The following is a 20815-nucleotide window of genomic DNA, read 5'->3' on the forward strand; positions in this document are numbered from 1 at the left end:
GTCTGTATGTTTAGTTAGCTTTTGATTTTTCTATAGATAAACAACACCACAATCGCACCGATAACCGCTACGACGAAACTGCCGAAGTTGAAACCATCAACTTTACCAAAACCAAAGAAGGTACTGATCCAGCCACCCACTACCGCACCGACAACCCCTAAGATAATGGTCATAAAGAATCCGCCGCCATCTTTACCCGGCATAATCCATTTTGCCAAAATCCCAGCGATAAGACCGAAAACCACCCATGAAATAATGCCCATAATTTTCCTCACTTATGTTTTTAAATTAACGATTCACTCGTTGTATAAAAGCATAGCATAGCGCTGAAAAATTAAAATTTGTGATCGTCATCACTTCATATTTTCATCTTTTTCCGATGTTTCATAAGGTTATGACTGCTGACCGGCAGGCTAAATTTTTGCCGCTCCTCGTCATTAATGTCGAATCGTCAGTCATTATGCTTAACTCTTTTGCCCTCAGCCCCGTTATTGCTGGGTTTTCACTTCTGGCACACTTTATGCTTAAACAACTTGTCGCTACGACAAATCGTAGTCCGCGGTGCTTATCGCGTGGCTGCGTCTACAATTCGCGCTATTTCAGCATTTAACAGGTCTGTTATTGATGAAAAAAATCACCAGTGTTTGCCCATACTGTGGGGCCGGGTGCAAGCTTAAGCTTGTTGTCGAAAATAACAAAATCATCCGCGCCGAAGCCGCAGAGGGTGTAACGAACCAAAATCAGTTATGCCTGAAAGGCTATTATGGTTGGGACTTTCTTAACGACACTCGCCTTCTGACTCCCCGTCTGACTCGCCCGATGATCCGTTATGAAAAAGGTGGCAAATTCACGCCCGTTAGCTGGGATGAAGCCATTCGTTACACCGCAAAACGCCTGTCTGAAATCAAAAATACCTATGGCCCTCGCGCCATCATGACTACCGGCTCTTCCCGGGGAACCGGAAATGAAACTAACTACGTGATGCAAAAATTCGCACGTGGCGTACTTCATACCAATAATGTCGATTGTTGTGCCCGCGTCTGTCACGGTCCTTCCGTTGCCGGGTTACAAGAAACGTTAGGCAATGGCGCCATGAGCAATTCCATCAGCGACATTGAAAACTCAAAATGCCTGCTGATCTTTGGTTATAACTGCGCCGACTCGCACCCAATCGTAGCCCGCCGGGTAATTAAAGCTCGCCAGAACGGCGCAAAAATCATTGTCTGCGACCCACGTCGTATTGAAACCGCCCGTATTGCTGACCAACATTTGCAGTTGAAAAACGGTTGCAACATGGCGCTGGTTAATGCCTTCGGTCATGTTCTTATCGAAGAGCAACTCTACGATCGCGAGTATGTGCAAAAGCATGCGGAAGGGCTGGAAACATACTGGGAAACCGTTAAGGACTATGCGCCTGAAGCCGTTGAACATTTAACCGGCGTTCCCGCACAGCAGGTTCGTCAGGCAATGCGTACATTTGCCGCAGCACCATCGGCAACCGTAATGTGGGGGATGGGCGTCACCCAGTTTGGTCAGGCCGTTGATGTGGTTCGCGGTTTGTCGAGCCTGGCGTTGTTGACCGGGAATCTGGGTCGCCCTAACGTCGGCGTTGGTCCGGTGCGCGGGCAAAATAACGTGCAGGGTGCGTGCGATATGGGGGTACTACCTAACCAGTTCCCGGGGTATCAGGACGTGACCGATTCCGCCGTCAGGGAAAAATTCGCCAGCGCATGGGGCATCGATGTTAATCAGATGGATGATAAGGTCGGGACCCGTATCACTGAAGTTCCGCATCTGGCTCTCGAAGGCAAAATAAAAGCCTACTACATCATGGGAGAGGATCCGCTGCAAACCGAGGCCGACCTGGGCCTGGTTCGGGAAGGGTTTAACGCGCTCGATTTTATCGTCGTGCAAGACATCTTCATGACTAAGACAGCGGAAATGGCCGACGTTCTCCTGCCTGCCACCTCATGGGGCGAACATGGCGGCGTCTTTACCTGCGCCGATCGCGGCTTCCAGCGTTTTGAGAAAGCGATTGAGCCCACCGCTGACGTAAAGCGTGACTGGGAGATTATCAGCCTTTTGGCCAGCGAAATGGGCTATCCAATGCAGTATCAAAATAACCAGCAAATCTGGGATGAGATGCGCGAGCTGTGCCCGCTATTCTACGGCGTGACCTATGAGAAAATGGGGGAAATGGGGCATGTTCAGTGGCCGTGCCCCGATCTCGATAGTCCTGGTACGCCGTACCTTTACGCGCACAGCCAGTTTGATACCGCCAACGGCAAAGGCAAACTGTTTGCCGCACCGTGGCGAGCGCCCGCAGAAGTTCCGGATGACAATTATCCGCTGGTACTGTGTACCGTGCGTGAAGTTGGGCATTACTCCTGTCGCTCGATGACCGGTAACTGCGCAGCGTTACAAGCGTTGGCTGATGAACCAGGATATGTGCAAATCAATACCCAAGATGCCGAAAAGCTGGGTATTCGTCATCGTGATCTGGTGTGGGTCAGCTCGCGTCGGGGTAAGGTCATCAGCCGCGCAGACGTCTCCGAGCGCATCAATTCCGGAACGGTGTATATGACCTATCAATGGTGGATTGGAGCATGCAACGAGTTGACCCAGGATAACCTCGATCCAATCTCGAAAACGCCGGAAACCAAATATTGTGCCGTAAATATCGAGCACATTAGCGATCAGAGATGGGCTGAAAAGTATGCCGCTCAATCGTATAGCGACATGAAATCACGCTTATGTGAGGCCATTGCGTAATTCCCCACCATCGCGACCTGAGTCTGGTTACCCAGACTCAGGTCTTATCTCATTACTTTACCAGGTGAGGTTCGCTGAAGCGGATGGAGGCAGTTTCCTCCTGCTTATCCCGCTGCATAAAGCCAAGGTTCATCAGGAACAATCCCGCCATAAACGGTAGTTCATACAGTTCTTCAATCAGATCGCCATAATGGGCATTGTGCAGGAAGATGGGAGCCAGCAGACGATGATGCTCTACCGTATCAGAGATTAAAAATGCACAGGTGGTGATCGCCAACAGCCAGAGCGGTAACGGTTCATTACGCACACGGCGGGCAATATCCTGGCGTAAGCGCTTCGACAGCAGCACCGGCAGAATAAGCATGGCAATTAATACAACTGAGATAGCTCTGAACAGAAGTTTAGGATGCTCAGGGAAGTAATCGCGTCCCCAACTGGTGCTTCGGCCCAGCAAGACCACCCACCACGCTGCCGCCCAAAGCCAAAATTGCTTCTCTCCTTCAGGGCGTGATAAAGGCCGGATATAGCCAAGGGTAAATACCGCACCAAACAGTAGCCATAGCGCCTGCCCATTTTCGATCCATCTGACGACAGTGCCGTTAAGCAGCGGAAGATTCCAGTTCGCGGTGAACGGAATCGCCACAATGACCAGTCCTAGAATAAGTGTGGGGAATGTAATTTGGGTATTCAGTTTCATAAGCGCGATGTTCTGTATTGTTACTTTTTTGCGATCATAACGCCTGTGAATGATCGACAATTAGCATTCAATGCGGATTTCTTAAGGTATTCTTAAGGAATCTTTTTCGGACATCACTACGTTCAACACAAATAAAAAAACCGCACGGCGCCGTCAAAACGCTGTGCGGTTAGTACATTAAAATTCTGTGTATTCAATCAGTAAGAGTATTTAATACCTACCATCCGCAGACTTCGTGCTCATTCTCGGTATCGTACGAACGGACGGTATTGACCAAGTCTTTGACCACTTCTGCTGCCACATCCGGCACCAGTAATGTCATAGGCGCTTCTGTTTCATAATCCACAGAAACACCGTTGCTGTTATTGGTCACTGTTACGGTATAGGTTGCTTTCCCCATGATTTACTCCTTGCCGGTGCGCACGACTTTTCGTTGATTTGCGCTCTCCATCAGAACTTCCGGGGCAACGAAAAAATCGATATTAAAGTAAGTGTCGTCGGTCATCACTTCGATGTTATGCCATTTTTCCGGAGGAAAAACGCCAAACTGACCGGCTTCAATAACCATCACCTCTACTGGCTCCGGACTGTGTTCATCGGCGTATCCGAGATATTTGACCGCCCCCTGCATAACAGAAAGTCGTGGATAAACCCCGGCACGAGTTCCTTTATCAAGGTGGCGTTCGAAAATTCCGGCAGGCGCGGTTTCTTTGTTCCAGAATGGTGTAGAGCGTGTATGGATATGATTCTGTGGAATTTGAAGCATTTTTCTTCCCTTTTCCAGTCGACAACCAGCGAGTCTTATTGAATCGCTGCTGTACACAGGGTACGCCTCAAAATATACATTTAAAATACCATTTATTGGTTATAACCCTACAATTACAAATGAAAAGCAAAGCGTCATATTGAAGACCCGCCGCAACCAGCGGGCCGATAGCATCACGACTGAAGCGTGGCCAGACGAGCGGCAAAACCAACGAAAATCAGGCCGATTAGGGAATTACCCACTTTGGCCAGTTTTTTCTTGGTGCGAATATACTGCGTCACGAACGCGCCGGAGAAAATAAGGAAGCTCAGATAGAAAAAACTCACTACTTCAAGCGTAATGGCCAAAATAAAGAATGACAGCCCTGAGTGCGGTGCATTGACATCAATAAACTGCACGAAGAACGAAACATAAAACAAAATAGCTTTGGGATTCGTCAGGCTTAGAATTAATGCTCGCTTAAAAATAGCGCCAAATGGGACTTCCTCAGGTGCGGCGTCGCTTGCTTTCGATTTCAGTGTCGCATACAGGATCTTCGCACCGAGGTACAGCAGATAAAACGCGCCAAGATAGCGAACGATGTTGAACAAAACGGGCGTTGTTTTGATCAATGCGGCAACACCGGCATAGGCCAAAAACATCAACACGGCATCACCGATAAACACACCGCTTGCGGCGAGATAACCACCCTTCACTCCCCGACCGACGCTGTTCTTCAACACAAATATCGTATTTGGCCCCGGTACCAACACGATAAAAATGGCTCCCACCAGATACGTCCAGTAATTCAGAACTCCATACTCTGCGAACACGTTAACCTCTTCCTGAAAAAACACATGCACTTGCTGCGATACAATATGCTAACGAATGCATCGGGTGATGGAAAGAGAAGGTTATGAATTAAAAAACCCGCCACTGGTGACGGGTGTGTACAGATAAGGTTAGTCCGGATTAATGGTGCAGCATCTCATCCACAACCTCTTCTCCCTTCAACTGATAAGGGTAGTAGGTAGGCCAGTTTTCCATCTCTTCAAGCAAGGCTGCCTGCGAGGTATTTCCCATAAAGATATGGAAGTGGCTCGATTTACGCGGCGCGATAATATGATCGCTAAATTGCACATATTTAGGCGCTTTGCTGTCAGCGGCTTTACACTCAAACAGATAACGTACACCTTTCTTGCCTGATTTATAATTCAGGATCTTATATCCGGCGTAGTCGTATTTACATGATGCAACCTGATTCCCGGTATGAAACTCCATCACGCCATTTTCAATACCGATAGTGTCTACGTTGGTTGCATAGCCTGTACGGTAATACGCTTTGATTTGTTCTGCCGTTTTGCTTTTATCTTTCTCCGCTTTCTTTTTGAATACTGGATCAAGTTCGCCGCTGACCAGATACGGATAAACAGATTGCCACATGCCATCCCAGTCGGTCAGCGCCCTGTTCTGCACCTGGTTATCATCAAATACCCCTTCCGACGCCTTTTGTTCTGCTTCACTCATTGGCGCACCATGGGAATGATGACCATGCGCCAGAACCGAACTACTGACTAAAAGCATCCCCAGAGCGATTGTCAGTTTCTTAAAACGAATAGCCAAAATTTCACCCTCAAATCATTTGTGAGTGAGTTGTTATAATATAACATCACATTTAAATCAACGGCGTTGTGAAGTATTTAACCGCTCTGGTGCGCGATTTTCCAACGGCTGTCAAAATGGGCCTGATACTGCGCAACAACGGCAGGTTCGTCACGAATAACTAACACATTTTCAGAGTTGGCAAATTCTGCGGATTTGGCAAAGTTGAATGAACCGGTTTCCAGCGTGTCGCCATCAATAATCATTACCTTGTCATGCTGGATGTGGTAGTGACCATCCAGTTGCACATCAACCCCATTCGCGGCAGCAAAAGCGATGGCCTTCTGGCTAACCTTGCCCTCGTTACGTTTCTTATCGATAACAGCCCGAACCACTACGCCTCTCTTTTCAGCGTTTACCAAGGCCTGAACAATATCTGCAGACTGAAATGAATAAGCCATCATATCGATGCTGTGCTGCGCATGGTTAATTGAATCCAGCACTAAAGCCCGAGCCGACCCTTCCGGTGAAAAACCCACCTGAATGGAAGTATGAGCTGCAAAAGCACCCGCCCCGTACATTAGCGCAGCCACAGCGATAGTTTTTACGATCACGTTAGTTATTTGCCTGAAATGCGAAAGAGACCTAAGAGAGTAGCGCTCGCGTGCAGATCTGATCAAGCAGCGCCTGCTGATGACTGATAATGAGCATACCCAATGGTCGACGCTGAGATTCTTCAAGCAGCAGCGCCCAGATATCCCGTTGAATAGAAGGATCAAGCTGGGCAGTAATTTCATCGGCAATAAGAAAACGTGTCCGCGGGTCCAGCGCGCGAAGTAAAGCAATTCGCGCCAGTTCACCGCCAGAAAGTTGTCCGGGACGGCGGGTTAACCACTCTGGATTGATGTGAAGACGGGTAAGCATTGCAGCATCCGGTCGCCATGCATCATGCACCGCATCACCGGTGCTGCGTCGGGGGTTAAAAGTTAATTCCGGATGCTGTGGCACCAGTTGCACCGGGCAATACTGGTGCATCGGCAACGGTTGGTCATCAATCAGAATGTCACCGGAAGTTGGTTTCTGCCAGCCCGCCAGCACGCGTCCCAGCGTCGTTTTGCCAGTTCCACTGGGCGCACAAATCCCAATACGTTCTCCAGGGCGTAGAGAAAAGGTCAGATTTTGCCACAGAACCTTTTCCCCCTGACGGATTGTTACATCACGACAGCACAGCATCGCGCTCTCCAAAAAGTTGATTTCTTTCAGGCAGTGCCCGCCATTGTCGTTGCAGGTGTTCGCTAATCTCTCCGCGTAACAGCTGTTCCCGGCTGACGTTATCCGACACCCTTCCCTGATGCAGTGCGACAATACGATCCGCATGGCGGGCCGCCAGCGTGAGGTCATGCGTTACCCACAAAACACCAGCCCCTTGCTCACATTGCTCACGCAACTGTTCAAGCAGTTGATTAGCGAGAGGTGCATCAAGCCAGGCGGTAATTTCATCCGCCAGAATATAGCGAGCCTGACTCAGAGACGCATGACAAGCCAGAACACGTTTTGCCATACCGCCTGAAAGCTGACGCGGAAAAGCATCTAATACGCGACTTTCCAGTCGACTACGCTGGAGCAATCGTTCAATTTTTCCGGCATTCCACTGCTGGTCAGAAAGCTGGCATGCCCTGCGCAGATGTTTTTCAATCGAGAGCAGCGGGTTAAGTGCCTGAATACCTTGAGGGACGTAGCTGAAGGTATTGCCACGACATTTGCGAATATCATCACTGCCCAGCGCTTTACCTTCCAGGGTAATAACGCCGTTGAAACGCAAATTGTCTGGTAAGAGATCGAGCAGACATTGCAGCAACAGGCTCTTACCTTCCCCACTTCCCCCAACTAGCGCCACCATCTGACCAGGCGCTACGTCGAAAGAGATATCCTGCAACAGCGAAGACCAGTTTTTCGCGCCGTACCAGCGATAACGCGCCACGTCCAGCGAGACCTGCCTTAAACTCAACATGCGTCACCTCGTAACCATAAACGATGCACCGCCCTTGCGAGCTGATCGAATAACATCACCAGACTGAACAGCATCAGTCCTGGAAACAGCACTAACCACCAGTCACCATGACTGATAAACCTCAGCGCATCCGCCAGCAGCAGGCCCAGCGACGGTTCATGCGGTGCCAGTCCAAAACCGAGGAAGCTTAACGCCGCGCTGTGCAACACCGCATGGGGAAACATCAGCAATGTCCCGGTTAACCACTGGGGTAACAACGCCGGTAGATAGTGATGCCGCCAGCAGTAAAAATGGCCGTGTCCCAGACGCCAGGTCAACGTCAGATAGTCACTGTGGGCCACGCGCTGCGCTTCAGCACGCAGGATCAGCGCCAGACGCGGCCAGTGCGTTAGTGCAACCGCCATGATTACCCCGTTTTTCCCACCACCCAGCGTAAAACAGATCAAAATAAGCAACAGCAGATGCGGCATCGATAGCATGGCATCAGTAATTAGACGCATAAGCACATCCAGACGCGGATGTATGCGCGAAACCGCCGCCATCATTAACGCAATGAAACCGCTGCACAACGCCGCACCAATACCAATTTGCAGACTGGTTAGTGCCCCCTGAAAACAACGGATCCACAGATCGCGACCGAGGTTATCGGTGCCAAACCAGTACATCGCATCAGGTGGAAGATGACGGGCAAGCAGATTAACGCTCAACGGGTTATCCAGCATTGCGGCACCATACACTGCAATGAATAACAGGCAGCTAAAAGAGAACAAAAGACGAATTAGCGTCGGCGTCGGGTTATAGAGCATCAGGTCGCTCCAGAGCACGGTTCAACATTCGGACAAGCCAGGTAGACAGCGAGTTGCCAATGAACACCAGTACGGTACTGAACAACACAATCCCCATCAGTAACGGCAGATCGCCGCGTAACCCGGCATCAATGGTGGCCTGCCCCAGTCCTGGATAAGCAAAGACTTTTTCGGCCAATAGTGCACCTCCCAACAGTTCTCCCAGTGAGGCAAACTGCAAACACAGCGCAGGCGTAATTGCATGACGCAGAACCTGATGGCGTAACAGTGACCAGCCTTTATCTCCCTGGGAACGCGCAAAACGGACAAATTCGCTTTTCATTACGCTGGCGATGCTTTCCCGCGTGTGAAGCGTAATTTGCCCCAGTCCCAACAAACTGAGCGCGCAAACGGGAAGCACCAGATGACGCAGACGCTCGGTCAGCGTCACCATATCGCCGCTGTTGCCCGGCTCCCACGCGCAGCAGACCGGAAATACCGGCCAGCGCACGGCAAATAGCGCCAGCAGCAACATGCCAATCCAGAAGGTCGGCAGCGAAGAAAGCAGATAGCTGAGGCGACAGATTGCTTTGTCCGGCCAGCGATTCAGGTAGCGACCCGCGACAAACCCCATTGCCGTTCCCAATATGCCGGAGAGTAGCCACGCGCCGCCAAGCAGCGCAAACGAGGTGGAAAAGCGTTCCTTGATCACGCTGGCAACCGGCGCATTAAACAACATGGAATAGCCGAGATCGCCCTGCAATACACGAACAAACCAGTGACCAAAACGCTCCCATAGCGGCTGGTCCAATCCCCAGCGAGCAGCAATGCGTGCATATTGCTCCGGCGGCACATGCAGGAGATCGTTGCCGATATAAGCGCGAATCGGATCGACTGGAGAAAAACTGAGCAGCACAAAAGTGCCAGCCGCAACCAGCACTAATAGCACAATCAGCCGTAGAAAATGGCCCACAACAGACTTCATCAACGGCAGGTCCAGGTCCATTCGTCCAAATTATTGAGCAGTGACCAGCTACCGTGAATCTCCGGTGCGCCTTTGCCTAAATCAATACACGGATTTGCCAGATAAGTGTGCTGAATATTCAGCAGCCATGCCCAGGCAGCATCGCCCTGCACGCCAGCCCCTTGCTTACCATCCCACTCCACCTGTTGCCAGAAAGGTAACGCCTTTTGCCAGTCTGGGGCGTCGATAGCCTGTTTAAGGTGCTGTTCAACAACAGGATTGCTGTAATAACCTGGGTTGTAATATTCCACGCCCGCGGCCTGATTACTGTAATGATGGAAAAGCTCCATCGGATCCAGGCTTCCCCAACCAAATAACGTCGGGTTCGCATGCATGTGACGTTCAACGGTTTCCCAGCTTCCTGACTGTAGTGATACCTGAATGCCCACCGGTTCCAGCATTGCGCGAACAGCTTCGGCTAAATCCCGGCGCGTACTGTCACCGCTGGCGTACCATAAAGTCAGTCGAGCCTCTTTGCCGTCTTTCACTCGTACGCCATCTTTACCCACCTTCCAGCCGGCTTCTTCCAGAATCGTACGTGCTTTTTCGCTATCGCCATCTTTGAACGCAACGGATTGCCCCTGCCATGGCAGCCCTTGCACTGCGCTATACGCAGGAATCGCATGACCTTCCATGACCTGATCGGCAAGCTGCTTACGGTCGATTGCATAGTTGATGGCGCGCCTGATGGCAACATCGGCAGTGATATCGTTCCCAATCGGATAGCCATTGGCGTCTTTTTTACCTGCAGGAACCATCGGGAACACAATGCCCCGGTTTTCCACGCTATCGCGTACCCAAAGTTTCAAATTTGTCTGCTGAGGAGCGACCGCCATCGACGGCGCGATACGTACGAGTCCCAGTTGGCCACTGCGCGCTGCGGCATAAGCGTTATCTTCATCAAGGAAGACAAACACCAGCTTACTGAAATCATTTTTCTTACCGGCATACCAGGGGTTAGCCTCCACGATCAACTGCTGTCCCGGCTGAAAACTCACCAGCCGATAAGGACCCGCGCCAATCGGATTTTTGGCAAATGTTTTTTCGTCATACCGTTTCGCCGGAACAATACCCAAAGAACCCAGCACATTCACAAAGGTGCTCTGTGGGCTATTTAGCGTAATTTCTACCGTACGGTTATCTTTCAGGCTGGCATGGGTGAAGTTTCCCATGTCGATTTTGCCGCCGCTTTTTGCTGCTTTGTTATAGGTGAACACCACATCTTCAGCGGTTAGCGGGGAACCATCAGAGAATTTAAGGTCAGGTTTTAACGTCAACGTCCAGATTTTGCCGTCTGCACTGGTCTCTACTTTTTCCGTCAGCAGGTTTCCCCAGCTCATATCTGCATTTTGTTTTAATAATGGTGCATGTAAAAGCAAATAGCTGCCATGACTCCAGCCCAGCATCGGGTCAAACCCTTCCGTTGGTTCTGGTCCAATTGCCAGTTTTAACGTCTGCCCTTCGCTCGCATTTTGCGCGGCAAGAAGTGGTGAGGTTAATGCGAGAGTCAATGCGCACGTAAGCAGTGCCAGCTTGCCTTTGATCATTATGTTATCCAGATTTACGTTATTTTTATGCTGCATAACGATTTACCGTCGTTAAGCAGTCTCCTGGGGAAGGGATTATGGCGGACAGAAATGATGAAAAAAATGATGCGGCGCAGAAAAGTATGACGATTTTCTAAAATTATCATACTTTTTTCTGATACTCCGTTATGAGTACGATGTGAATCTCAGAAAATAGATTAATCCCTCGCCATTTATTCACAGGAATATTAATCCCGAACTAATAATTTCCTATGCGGACCATTGGCCCTTCCTGCTAATTCCTTATCTAAAATTCATGACAATTTATGTATATTTATTCAAGAAAAACACCAGAAGTGACAAGTTATGTAAATTTGTAATGATAATTATTTGTATTATCATTTCCATCAATTATCTTACTGCCTTTGAATTTTTAACAAAGGAAGTTTGACTATGCGTTTAAAACCTGTTGCCTCTGTCGTTCTGTCCTGTTTAGGATTTTCCAGCCCCCTGGTATTTGCTGAAGATGTCATGGTGGTAACCGCTTCCGGTTATGAAAAGAAAATCACCAATGCCGCAGCCAGCGTCTCTGTTATTTCGCAGCAAGAGTTACAAACCAATAAATATAATGACTTAGGTGAAGCCCTGCGTTCTGTTGAAGGGGTAGATGTTGAAAGCAGCACCGGTAAAACCGGCGGTCTGGAGATCAGCATCCGTGGCATGCCTGCCAGCTATACCTTGATCCTGATTGACGGTATTCGTCAAAACGGCAGCAGCGACGTAACGCCAAACGGTTTCTCTGCCATGAATACCAGCTTTATGCCCCCGCTGGCGGCGATCGATCATATTGAGGTGATCCGCGGCCCGATGTCGACGCTTTATGGGTCCGACGCAATCGGTGGCGTGGTGAATATCATCACCAAAAAAAGCACCGATAAATGGAGCACTTCCATCAATACCGGCGTTAACCTGCAAGAGAGTAATAAATGGGGTAACAGTACGGTCGCCAACTTCTGGTCAAGCGGCCCGTTGATTGCGGGCGTACTGGATATGCAGGTTCGGGGGAGCACAACCCAGCGTCAGGGTTCCAGCGTCACCTCCCTCAGCGATACCGCCTCCACCCGCGTACCTTATCCTACCGAATCGGAAAACTATAATATTGGCACGCGCCTCGACTGGAAAACCAATGAGAACAATACGCTGTGGTTAGATCTCGACTCCGCCAGACAGCGCTATGACAACGATGATGGGCAGTTGGGCAACCTGACAGGGGGGTATGATAAAACGCTACGCTATGAGCGTAACAAAGTGACCCTCGGCCACGATACAGCCTTAACGTTCGGCACCTGGAAATCCTCCCTCGGCTGGAATGAAACCGAAAACAAAGGCCGGCAATTGGTATCTTCCGCACTCACACCAGAGAACGCAGGCCGGGCCGGTGACGCGCGTGAACTGAAGAACACCAACGTCATTCTTGACTCAGTGCTGCTGACGCCATTAGGTGATTCACACCTCTTAACCCTTGGCGGAGAATACTGGGATGCACGGATGAAAGATGGTGTGGTACTGGCCAATACCGGCGAGACGTTCCATCAAAAAACGTGGGCAGCTTATGCGGAAGATGAATGGCATATTCTCGACTCGCTGGCCTTAACCGCAGGAACACGCTATGAGCATAACGATGTCTTTGGCGGTCATCTCAGCCCGCGTGCCTATATGGTCTGGGACGTTTCCGACGACTGGACGCTCAAAGGCGGCGTAACGACAGGTTATAAAGCACCATCACTAAGCCAGTTGCATAACGGGATCAGCGGTGTAACCGCACAGGGAACGGTGAATACGGTCGGTAACCCGGACCTCAAACCTGAGGAAAGTATCAGCTACGAAACCGGGCTGTATTACGAGAACGACACCGGGCTTAACGCCAACATTACCGGCTTCTATACCGAATACAAAAATAAAATTGTCTCATATTCTATCGATGATAATACCAACAGCTATACCAACAGCGGCAAGGCGAGGACCGATGGCGTTGAATTTGCCAGCACCTTCCCTCTATGGTCGGATGTGCTGACCCTATCTCTCAACTACACCTACACTCAGAGCAAGCAAAAAGATGGTGACAATAAAGGCGCGCCATTAAGTTACACCCCAAAACATATGGCTAACGCCCGCCTGAACTGGCAGGCAACGGAAGATATGAACGCCTGGCTCAGCGCACGTTATCGCGGCAAAGCCCCACGCTTTACCGAAAATTACGACAACCTTAGCGCGGTACAAAAGGCCGTCTATGACGATAAAGGCGCTGATTTAAAAGCCTGGACCGTTGTCGATATGGGGATGTCTTATAAGCTGACTAAAGATCTGACGCTTAATACGGCGGTTAATAACGTGCTGGATAAAGACTTTAGTGAGGTCAAATTGTACCAGGTGGGGCGTAATAGTACCTACGCAGGTGATTATTATCAGACTGCACAATCCACTACCGGATACGTAAACCCTGGTCGTAACTACTGGGTGTCTTTAAATTATCAGTTCTAATTTTATAAGATCCTGTTGGTCGGGGCACACTAATACCCCGACCAGCAGAATATTATTGAGAGAAGACACAAGATATAATCATCATCTTATTTTAACATATAAGAATATTTAAACAATTAATACAGAAATACCCCTTCCTGCACCATTAGATATAATGCCAAAACAATAATCCCGACGATACCGCCTAAAAACAGGACTGCGGCAATCGCAAGCTGATTGCGATTTGTGTTCTTCGCTTTGCTTCGCACATCCAACTTATTTTTCGCCGCTTTGTGACTTGAATCACGCTCCATCGCGAATGTTATATCTGCCATACCATTATCCAGTTGCTGTATATGAAAACACAAATAACCACCACATCGATAAGGGTATAGATTTTAAATAACAGAATCCGAGATTTGCCTCACGATAAAGATAATCGTCGGATTTTTGCTACCGAAGCAGATTTCATGCTCACTTTTCATCAATTAGGTTATCTTGTATTTATTCGACAAAAACCTTCACTTTAGGCTTTGACAGCAGAATCATGACGAACTCAGTGAAGGTTACTGGTTTATAGAAATAGTACCCTTGCAGGAAAACAATGTTGTTTTTGTTGAGATAATCAAGCTGAGCCTTCGTTTCAACCCCTTCAGCAACGATGCTTAAAGACAGCTTGCGCGCCAAATCGAGAACACAATCCAAAATTCGGGTTGAATCGGGAAGCTCATTTACCCTTCCCACAAAGCTCTGATCGATTTTAATGTAATCAATGTGCAGGTCATGCAAATAAGAAAGCCCAGAATAGCCCGTACCAAAATCATCCAGCGCAATCACAAAGCCATTCTCATGCAGGATATTGAGCCTCTGCACAAGATCTTCATCCACATCTAACGGCTCGCGCTCAGTAACTTCGATTACCAGATTGAGGTCATCGCGGTTAAAGCTATCCCTGTAATGCAGGCACTCCTGCACGAATGTAGGGGATGTGATATGGGATGCGCTGAAGTTAATGCCGACATGGAAGCCGGATGGCAGTTTGCTGGCAATGGCGTTCATATTCGCAGCGACCTGCCTCATCAGACTTTGAGTTAGTGGCACTATCAGGCCTGATTTTTCCGCTACAGGTATAAAGGAAGCAGGAGAAATATACCCGGCTTTTGGATGTTTCCATCGGGCCAGCACTTCAACACCGCGTAACGTCCCCTCGCGACCATTTACGATAGGTTGATAAAAAGGCACGATCTCTCCTTTTACTATCGCCCTGCGCAACGTTTCTTCAGGGGTATCGTTCTTGTTCAGATACTTATCAATGGCATAAGCGGCTGCAAAAGACATTAACAGGATAAAAACCAGAATCCCTGAACCCTGTGTAACCAGTCTTTTTGCACTAAACAGTGGCGGTTTATTATAAATAATACTGAACGGATACTTTGCGGAATTAACTTGACCAGACGCACGTGCGCTTGTTGTAACGGTTTTTACATCGCCCAATAAACCGAGTGCTGCGTCACCCACAAGCAACGAGTACGTTACTCCCGCTAACGGGACATTCATTGCCCCTCGGATATGCACGCCACTTATGGTGACGATGATACGGCCTGTGTGAAAACGTGTTTGATACAGCAGAACAGGTATTTCATTCTCGGTATTGCTTGCGGGAGTCAGTTGTAAATTAGTATCAGCTATAACGGGAATATGCTTAAGTAATATCCGATTACCCGGCAAAGATGTACACCAAACCTTCCCCTGTCGAATAATGATCAGCGTTCGCAAATGGGGTCGGAGCGCAGCTTCGGTTCCAAGTTGGTATTGCCCCTCCAAATCGCATTTTTTTTCAGCGATGTTCATAGCGGTACGGGTTGCCTGGAAAGCTTCATCAAGTATGTTATCCATATTTTTCGCGGCATATCTGGCCCCCCCGAGGTTTTCCATCGAAGATGAATACCAAAGCTGCATATTAAGAATAAAAACACCGATTAAAAAAAGACACACCGCAGCAGTTACCGGTAAAAGTGCTTTGCGCATTCTCATATCCTGTGGTGAAAGCCGATCGGTCGTTGCGATGAGCATTGACGTGTTCTAATTTATATCTACAGAGCATGGTAGACAGAAACAAAAGCCGCCATGCGCCCAGTCACATTTCCTCAATAACAACGTAACTTACTAATTTATTGATAAAATCATTACTGAAATTTGCAGTACAAAACCGGCGTTGCACCTCATCCAATTTTGCTATCATAGGAATGCACTAATAAGAGGTAATCAAATGAAAATCTTTATCACTGACAATGACGGGCACCTGATTCCTGTTGACGGAAAAAGCGTTGTCATCGAATTGAATAGTGGCGGAACCATCGAGATCGCCGAGGAGTACAGCCGGGACGATGTTCCTGAAGGCATTAATCTGTGGGGCGGACGAGAACCCTCCCCTTCACTCTCTTTCGAGGAAATCAAAGCCAGAACAGAAGGCCTGGGCGTTTACCCCATAGCAGCTAATGCTCTACATGTATTTCCGTACAAACTTTCAGCAAAAGAATAATTGCACACAGCAGATGAAGCGTTTTTCTCAAACCAAAGTAAGGCCATGGTTATCATAAAAAACTCTGGCTTTGGGGGAAGTCAGTTCGCCGATATCTGCTACTTTCTAATTGCAGCCCATGCCGGCGCTGCATTATTTCATCACTATATACAGAAGGATAATACGCTTTTGAGAGTGATGCCTGAGCATAACCATTTGAATAATTAATAGATGATTAAAATATCAAGAACATAAGCACTCAAGACCGTATGTGCGTGTTCTTAAATATTAATCGTCATCATGATGCTTATGTTTCTTGTGATCACTCATAGCCTCTTTGAAAGCATCCGCTTGTGTATTAGCTGCCTGCAGTCGACTCATATTAGCACTGTAATTATTCCAATATTCTTTTTCTTCGTGATAACAAACATCACGGCTAATTCCCTTCGCTTCGCACTTTGCTAAGCGTTGTTCTTCTGATACACAACCAGACATCAAGGAAACAGCAGAAAACGCACCCAATATTATCATTAATTTATTCATATAAATAACCTTAGAATTTCCAGCCGGCGCCGACTACAATACTATTAGCTTGTGCGCCAAAGACCTTAGAACCTTCATAGCCTGCATCAACAGTGAAACCTGCAATGGGGGTAAACTGAATACCAGCGCCATAGGCAAAACCTGTAGAAGTGTCAGTTTCACCATTAGCTTTGATCGCACCTCTCCCAATACCCGCCATTACATAAGGTTTTACCACATCATTTACTTTATAACTTGCGCCGACTAATGCAGAACCATAACCACGATCTATATCATTATCATCATTTGCTGAAATGGTTAAGGATGTCATAACACCAAAATCACTCTCATCTGGGGTATAACCATATTTAGCGTTAAAACCATTAAGGTTCTGTCCATCTGTCCGGGTATGTACATAACCGCCGGTGACTACGCTTTCTCCTGCATAAACTGTCATAGCAAAACATAATGTAACAGCCACTAAACCTGTTTTTAAACTTAGCATTTTAATAACCATTTTCATCATCAACTAATAGTAAGTAACACACATAATAAGGAATCATGCTTTGAGTTTTATTTCTCAAGCATGTTGCCAACAGAAAAACAGAAAGGTAAAAAAACATCAATCGGAGAAAATGTTCTTTTTTGGACATTACTAATATTCAGAATAATCAACTGTCATAACACGCTGATAAAAATGGATTTAAAATTAGAGTAAAAAATCTTAAAACGCTTCTTCCTTTTACATATTCCCGATATTTTCCTTATTGTTAAAATGATTATTTCCCATCTGATAATCAATAAGATACAAACACCACTCAATTATAGTTAGTTCTCATACCCGAATAGAGTTAAATAAAGAAATATTGACAGCCATGGATATTTTTATCAAAAAATAAAATTGTAATGGCAAAGATAAAAATTTGATCTTCAGTGCTATTTAAATGAGTTTAATAGTATGAGCGCCAGGAAAGTATTTTGCAGGTAAAAAAAACGGGAACCACTCGGCTCCCGTTCTCATACAACCCAGTATCTGGATTACATGTTTTCGATGATCGCGTCACCAAACTCTGAACATTTCAGCAGCTTAGCGCCGTCCATCAGACGTTCGAAGTCATAGGTTACGGTTTTCGCGTTAATCGCGCCTTCCATACCTTTAACAATCAGGTCAGCCGCTTCTACCCAACCCATGTGGCGCAGCATCATTTCAGCAGACAGAATGATGGAACCTGGGTTCACTTTATCCTGACCTGCATACTTCGGTGCAGTACCGTGGGTTGCTTCGAACAGAGCGCATTCGTCACCAATGTTTGCACCCGGCGCGATACCAATACCACCCACCTGTGCGGCCAGCGCATCGGAGATGTAGTCACCGTTCAGGTTCATACAGGCAATCACGTCATACTCAGCCGGGCGCAGCAGGATCTGTTGCAGGAACGCATCGGCGATAACGTCCTTAACCTCGATCTCTTTACCGGTTTTCGGGTTCTTGATTTTCACCCATGGACCGCCGTCGATCAGTTCACCACCGAATTCTTCACGCGCTAACTGGTAACCCCAGTCTTTGAACGCGCCTTCGGTGAACTTCATGATGTTGCCTTTGTGTACCAGGGTAACTGAATCACGATCGTTGGCGATGGCGTATTCAATCGCTGCACGCACCAGGCGTTTAGTCCCTTCTTCAGAACACGGTTTGATACCAATGCCGCAATGTTCCGGGAAGCGGATTTTCTTCACGCCCATCTCTTCGCGCAGAAATTTAATCACTTTCTCAGCATCGGCAGAGTCAGCTTTCCACTCGATACCCGCGTAGATGTCTTCGGAGTTTTCGCGGAAGATGACCATGTCGGTCAGTTCAGGGTGTTTAACCGGGCTTGGTGTGCCCTGATAATAACGCACCGGACGCAGGCAGACATACAGGTCAAGTTCCTGACGCAGAGCTACGTTCAGAGAGCGAATACCGCCGCCAACAGGGGTGGTCAGAGGGCCTTTAATGGCAACACGATATTCACGAATCAGATCTAAGGTTTCAGCAGGCAGCCAGACGTCCTGGCCATAAACCTGAGTGGATTTCTCGCCGGTGTAGATTTCCATCCAGGAGATTTTACGCTCGCCTTTATAGGCTTTCTCGACAGCAGCATCGACAACTTTGATCATCGGTGGGGTTACATCAACGCCGATACCGTCGCCTTCAATGAACGGGATAATCGGATTTTCAGGAACGTTGAGTTTGCCGTTTTGCAGGGTGATCTTCTTACCTTCCGCCGGAACAACTACTTTGCTTTCCATTCACCTCTCCTTCGAGCGCTTCTGGTTCTGCTCGTCTGTCATCACGCTGCATGTGCGTTTGCGTCCTGCTACACGGATGCGTTAGAGCAACTTTTTGTTAATGATTTGTAATGAGCGTGTCAATACTACCCTATTGTTCGCCGCCATGAAAGACACTCGTTCTTAGGCTATAATGCGGCAATTGATATAATCTGAAAATACCATGCAAAAAACTTCTTTTAGAAATCACCGGGTTGAGCGATTCAGCTCACGACAAGTCACTAAGCAGCGTAAAGAAAACCAGCCAAAACGCGTGGTTTTGTTCAATAAACCCTACGATGTTTTGCCACAATTTACTGACGAGGCTGGCAGAAGCACGTTAAAAGATTTTATTCCCGTGCCGGGAATTTATGCGGCGGGCCGACTCGACCGGGACAGCGAAGGGCTTTTGGTGCTGACCAATGACGGCGCGCTGCAGGCGCGGTTAACGCAACCCGGTAAGCGTACCGGGAAAATTTATTACGTCCAGGTTGAAGGCGAGCCGACAGCAGAAGCGCTGGACGCCCTGCGTAACGGAGTAACGCTCAATGATGGCCCCACTCTACCCGCAGGCATTGAAGTAGTAGAGGAACCCGTATGGCTGTGGCCGAGAAATCCACCGATTCGGGAAAGGAAAAACATTCCCACCAGCTGGTTGAAAGTTACCTTATATGAAGGCCGCAACCGTCAGGTACGTCGTATGACAGCGCATGTTGGATTTCCTACGCTGCGCCTCATCCGCTATGCCATGGGGGATTACACGCTGGAAAATCTTGCTAACGGCGAGTGGCGGGAACTGAAATCGTAGCCGTACGGTTTAACGTGAGTGTTAACAGGGAAGCATGAAAAATATGGATAAGCAGCTTTTTGCAGCATTCATCCTGCTCGGGGTTTCACCGTTTTGTTCAGCAAAACTGGACTGTGAGACAATTGCCGGAACAGCAGCCGGAGAGGCAAACTATCTTTATGAGTCTGCCAAAGTAAAAACCGACTCACGCCTGCATTTCTATTCTGCACCAGCAACAGAGTGTCAACTCCCCGCGTTCATGGTCAATGGCGACACCGTCGAGGTACTCAGGAGTTCACAGCGCTACAAAAGCACGGGCATGCTTTCCAAAGATGAGCCTTATCGTTACGTACGTTATCGGGACGCTAAAGGAGTCTTCGCCACCGGCTGGGTCTCGGTAGATGGATTAACGCCGTTATCCAGTCCGCTTGCAGTAAGCGCGTCTTGCCAGACATGGGCAAATAAAGCGATGTCGCAGCGCGGGTTCTTACCCTCCTCCTCCGCAAACCACTATCAGGTAACAGGAGACACCCGCGCATGGTTCTATGCGATGCCAACCGAACAGTGTCGCAGCCCGTCCGTATTTTTAGTGCCCGGCGACCTCGTCTCTGTACAAGAACAATCCAACGATGATTTTATGGAAGCGGTCTATTACACCACCGATCGCCAAATCATACGCGGCTGGTTAAAAAAGTCGCAGTTACAGGCTATAAACAGCGGTGACCACTATCGCGACGACATCAACCCGCTGTCGACAGAAAAGGCAACGAGAGTCGCCACCCTTGGGCTACGTCACGACCACCAATGTATCTTTTATGAAAGCTGGAATGCTAAAAAGGCCATTGAGATTATCGTGCGCGAGGATCATCAAACCGCATTGTGCCGTGGAGGGGCCGACCCACAAACGTCACCTCCCGTGGCTTATATCAGTATCGACAAGGCCAGCGGTGAAATTAGCTGGCCAGATGTTACCGAAGGTTTTGCTGAGGAATAAGG

General features: G+C 48.3%; 22 protein-coding genes and 1 pseudogene. 6 read left to right on the forward strand and 17 right to left on the reverse strand.

The features are described from left to right. Positions 1–14 precede the first annotated feature (14 nt). A complete protein-coding gene (locus OGY17_RS14380; protein ID WP_003832440.1) occupies positions 15–263 on the reverse strand; it encodes a GlsB/YeaQ/YmgE family stress response membrane protein in 249 nt (82 codons plus the stop codon). Positions 264–624: 361 nt separating this feature from the next. Here OGY17_RS14380 and fdhF point away from each other — a divergent pair, with 361 nt between their 5' ends. Then, entirely contained in the window at positions 625–2772 is a 2148-nt protein-coding gene (gene fdhF / locus OGY17_RS14385; RefSeq protein ID WP_060682331.1) for a formate dehydrogenase subunit alpha, read from the forward strand. Between the two features lie 52 nt (positions 2773–2824). Here fdhF and OGY17_RS14390 read toward each other — a convergent pair whose 3' ends face one another. From OGY17_RS14390 to OGY17_RS14440, 11 genes are all read right to left on the reverse strand, one after another. Next, positions 2825–3469 carry a hypothetical protein gene (locus OGY17_RS14390; protein WP_032943096.1) on the reverse strand — a complete coding sequence of 215 codons (645 nt, stop codon included), beginning with the start codon at positions 3467–3469 and terminating at the stop codon, positions 2825–2827. Positions 3470–3686: 217 nt separating this feature from the next. Then, positions 3687–3869: a DUF1869 domain-containing protein gene (locus tag OGY17_RS14395; protein WP_003832433.1), complete on the reverse strand. Its 183-nt coding sequence runs from the start codon at positions 3867–3869 to the stop codon at positions 3687–3689. A 3-nt stretch (positions 3870–3872) separates the two neighbouring features. Then, a complete protein-coding gene (yeaR, locus tag OGY17_RS14400) occupies positions 3873–4235 on the reverse strand; it encodes a DUF1971 domain-containing protein YeaR (protein WP_003030735.1) in 363 nt (120 codons plus the stop codon). Between the two features lie 173 nt (positions 4236–4408). Next, entirely contained in the window at positions 4409–5047 is a 639-nt protein-coding gene (gene leuE / locus OGY17_RS14405; RefSeq protein WP_003832429.1) for a leucine efflux protein LeuE, read from the reverse strand. Positions 5048–5186: 139 nt separating this feature from the next. Next, a complete protein-coding gene (gene zinT, locus OGY17_RS14410) occupies positions 5187–5837 on the reverse strand; it encodes a metal-binding protein ZinT (RefSeq protein ID WP_003832427.1) in 651 nt (216 codons plus the stop codon). 77 nt (positions 5838–5914) lie between these two features. After that, complete coding sequence (locus OGY17_RS14415) at positions 5915–6430, reverse strand: phospholipase D family nuclease (RefSeq protein WP_235124082.1); 516 nt, start codon at positions 6428–6430, stop codon at positions 5915–5917. Positions 6431–6461: 31 nt separating this feature from the next. Beyond that, entirely contained in the window at positions 6462–7049 is a 588-nt protein-coding gene (locus tag OGY17_RS14420; protein ID WP_008784505.1) for an ATP-binding cassette domain-containing protein, read from the reverse strand. Next, positions 7033–7827, reverse strand: coding sequence for an ATP-binding cassette domain-containing protein (locus tag OGY17_RS14425; protein WP_008784504.1), 795 nt, complete (start codon positions 7825–7827; stop codon positions 7033–7035). Before OGY17_RS14425 ends, OGY17_RS14420 begins: the two co-directional genes overlap by 17 nt. Continuing rightward, a complete protein-coding gene (locus OGY17_RS14430) occupies positions 7821–8633 on the reverse strand; it encodes an ABC transporter permease (protein WP_008784503.1) in 813 nt (270 codons plus the stop codon). The genes OGY17_RS14425 and OGY17_RS14430 overlap by 7 nt, the downstream gene beginning before the upstream one ends. Next, positions 8623–9597: an ABC transporter permease gene (locus OGY17_RS14435; protein WP_071444754.1), complete on the reverse strand. Its 975-nt coding sequence runs from the start codon at positions 9595–9597 to the stop codon at positions 8623–8625. Before OGY17_RS14435 ends, OGY17_RS14430 begins: the two co-directional genes overlap by 11 nt. Then, entirely contained in the window at positions 9597–11219 is a 1623-nt protein-coding gene (locus OGY17_RS14440) for an ABC transporter substrate-binding protein (protein WP_079935317.1), read from the reverse strand. The genes OGY17_RS14435 and OGY17_RS14440 overlap by 1 nt, the downstream gene beginning before the upstream one ends. A gap of 396 nt (positions 11220–11615) precedes the next feature. On the opposite strand from OGY17_RS14440, the gene OGY17_RS14445 reads away from it, so the two are divergent. Continuing rightward, a complete protein-coding gene (locus OGY17_RS14445) occupies positions 11616–13703 on the forward strand; it encodes a TonB-dependent receptor (protein ID WP_286607645.1) in 2088 nt (695 codons plus the stop codon). Between the two features lie 116 nt (positions 13704–13819). Here OGY17_RS14445 and OGY17_RS14450 read toward each other — a convergent pair whose 3' ends face one another. Both OGY17_RS14450 and pdeG read right to left on the reverse strand, forming a co-directional pair. Continuing rightward, complete coding sequence (locus OGY17_RS14450) at positions 13820–14017, reverse strand: hypothetical protein (RefSeq protein ID WP_003832412.1); 198 nt, start codon at positions 14015–14017, stop codon at positions 13820–13822. Positions 14018–14186: 169 nt separating this feature from the next. Beyond that, positions 14187–15710, reverse strand: coding sequence for a cyclic di-3',5'-guanosine monophosphate phosphodiesterase PdeG (gene pdeG / locus OGY17_RS14455; protein ID WP_020996464.1), 1524 nt, complete (start codon positions 15708–15710; stop codon positions 14187–14189). A 241-nt stretch (positions 15711–15951) separates the two neighbouring features. Between pdeG and OGY17_RS14460 the strand changes: the two genes are divergently transcribed. After that, the gene (locus tag OGY17_RS14460; protein WP_048235540.1) at positions 15952–16224 is read left to right on the forward strand and encodes a hypothetical protein; all 273 of its coding nucleotides are present in this window, start codon (positions 15952–15954) and stop codon (positions 16222–16224) included. Positions 16225–16311: 87 nt separating this feature from the next. Continuing rightward, a pseudogene (locus OGY17_RS14465) lies at positions 16312–16431 on the forward strand (cytochrome b); the annotation flags it as partial. A 60-nt stretch (positions 16432–16491) separates the two neighbouring features. Here OGY17_RS14465 and OGY17_RS14470 read toward each other — a convergent pair. The 3 genes from OGY17_RS14470 to icd all read right to left on the reverse strand — a co-directional run bounded on the left by OGY17_RS14470 (position 16492) and on the right by icd (position 19014). Continuing rightward, entirely contained in the window at positions 16492–16746 is a 255-nt protein-coding gene (locus OGY17_RS14470) for a hypothetical protein (protein WP_032943089.1), read from the reverse strand. Positions 16747–16756: 10 nt separating this feature from the next. After that, on the reverse strand, positions 16757–17242 hold the full coding sequence (locus OGY17_RS14475) for an Ail/Lom family outer membrane beta-barrel protein (RefSeq protein ID WP_234102941.1): 486 nt from the start codon (positions 17240–17242) through the stop codon (positions 16757–16759). Between the two features lie 521 nt (positions 17243–17763). Next, complete coding sequence (icd, locus tag OGY17_RS14480) at positions 17764–19014, reverse strand: NADP-dependent isocitrate dehydrogenase (protein ID WP_286607648.1); 1251 nt, start codon at positions 19012–19014, stop codon at positions 17764–17766. Positions 19015–19216: 202 nt separating this feature from the next. Here icd and rluE point away from each other — a divergent pair, with 202 nt between their 5' ends. Continuing rightward, positions 19217–19840, forward strand: coding sequence for a 23S rRNA pseudouridine(2457) synthase RluE (gene rluE, locus OGY17_RS14485; RefSeq protein WP_003832405.1), 624 nt, complete (start codon positions 19217–19219; stop codon positions 19838–19840). Positions 19841–19874: 34 nt separating this feature from the next. Next, on the forward strand, positions 19875–20813 hold the full coding sequence (locus tag OGY17_RS14490) for a hypothetical protein (protein ID WP_234102942.1): 939 nt from the start codon (positions 19875–19877) through the stop codon (positions 20811–20813). Positions 20814–20815 lie beyond the last annotated feature (2 nt).

Source organism: Citrobacter sp. Cpo126 (genome assembly GCF_030332445.1).
Lineage (GTDB): Bacteria > Pseudomonadota > Gammaproteobacteria > Enterobacterales > Enterobacteriaceae > Citrobacter > Citrobacter portucalensis.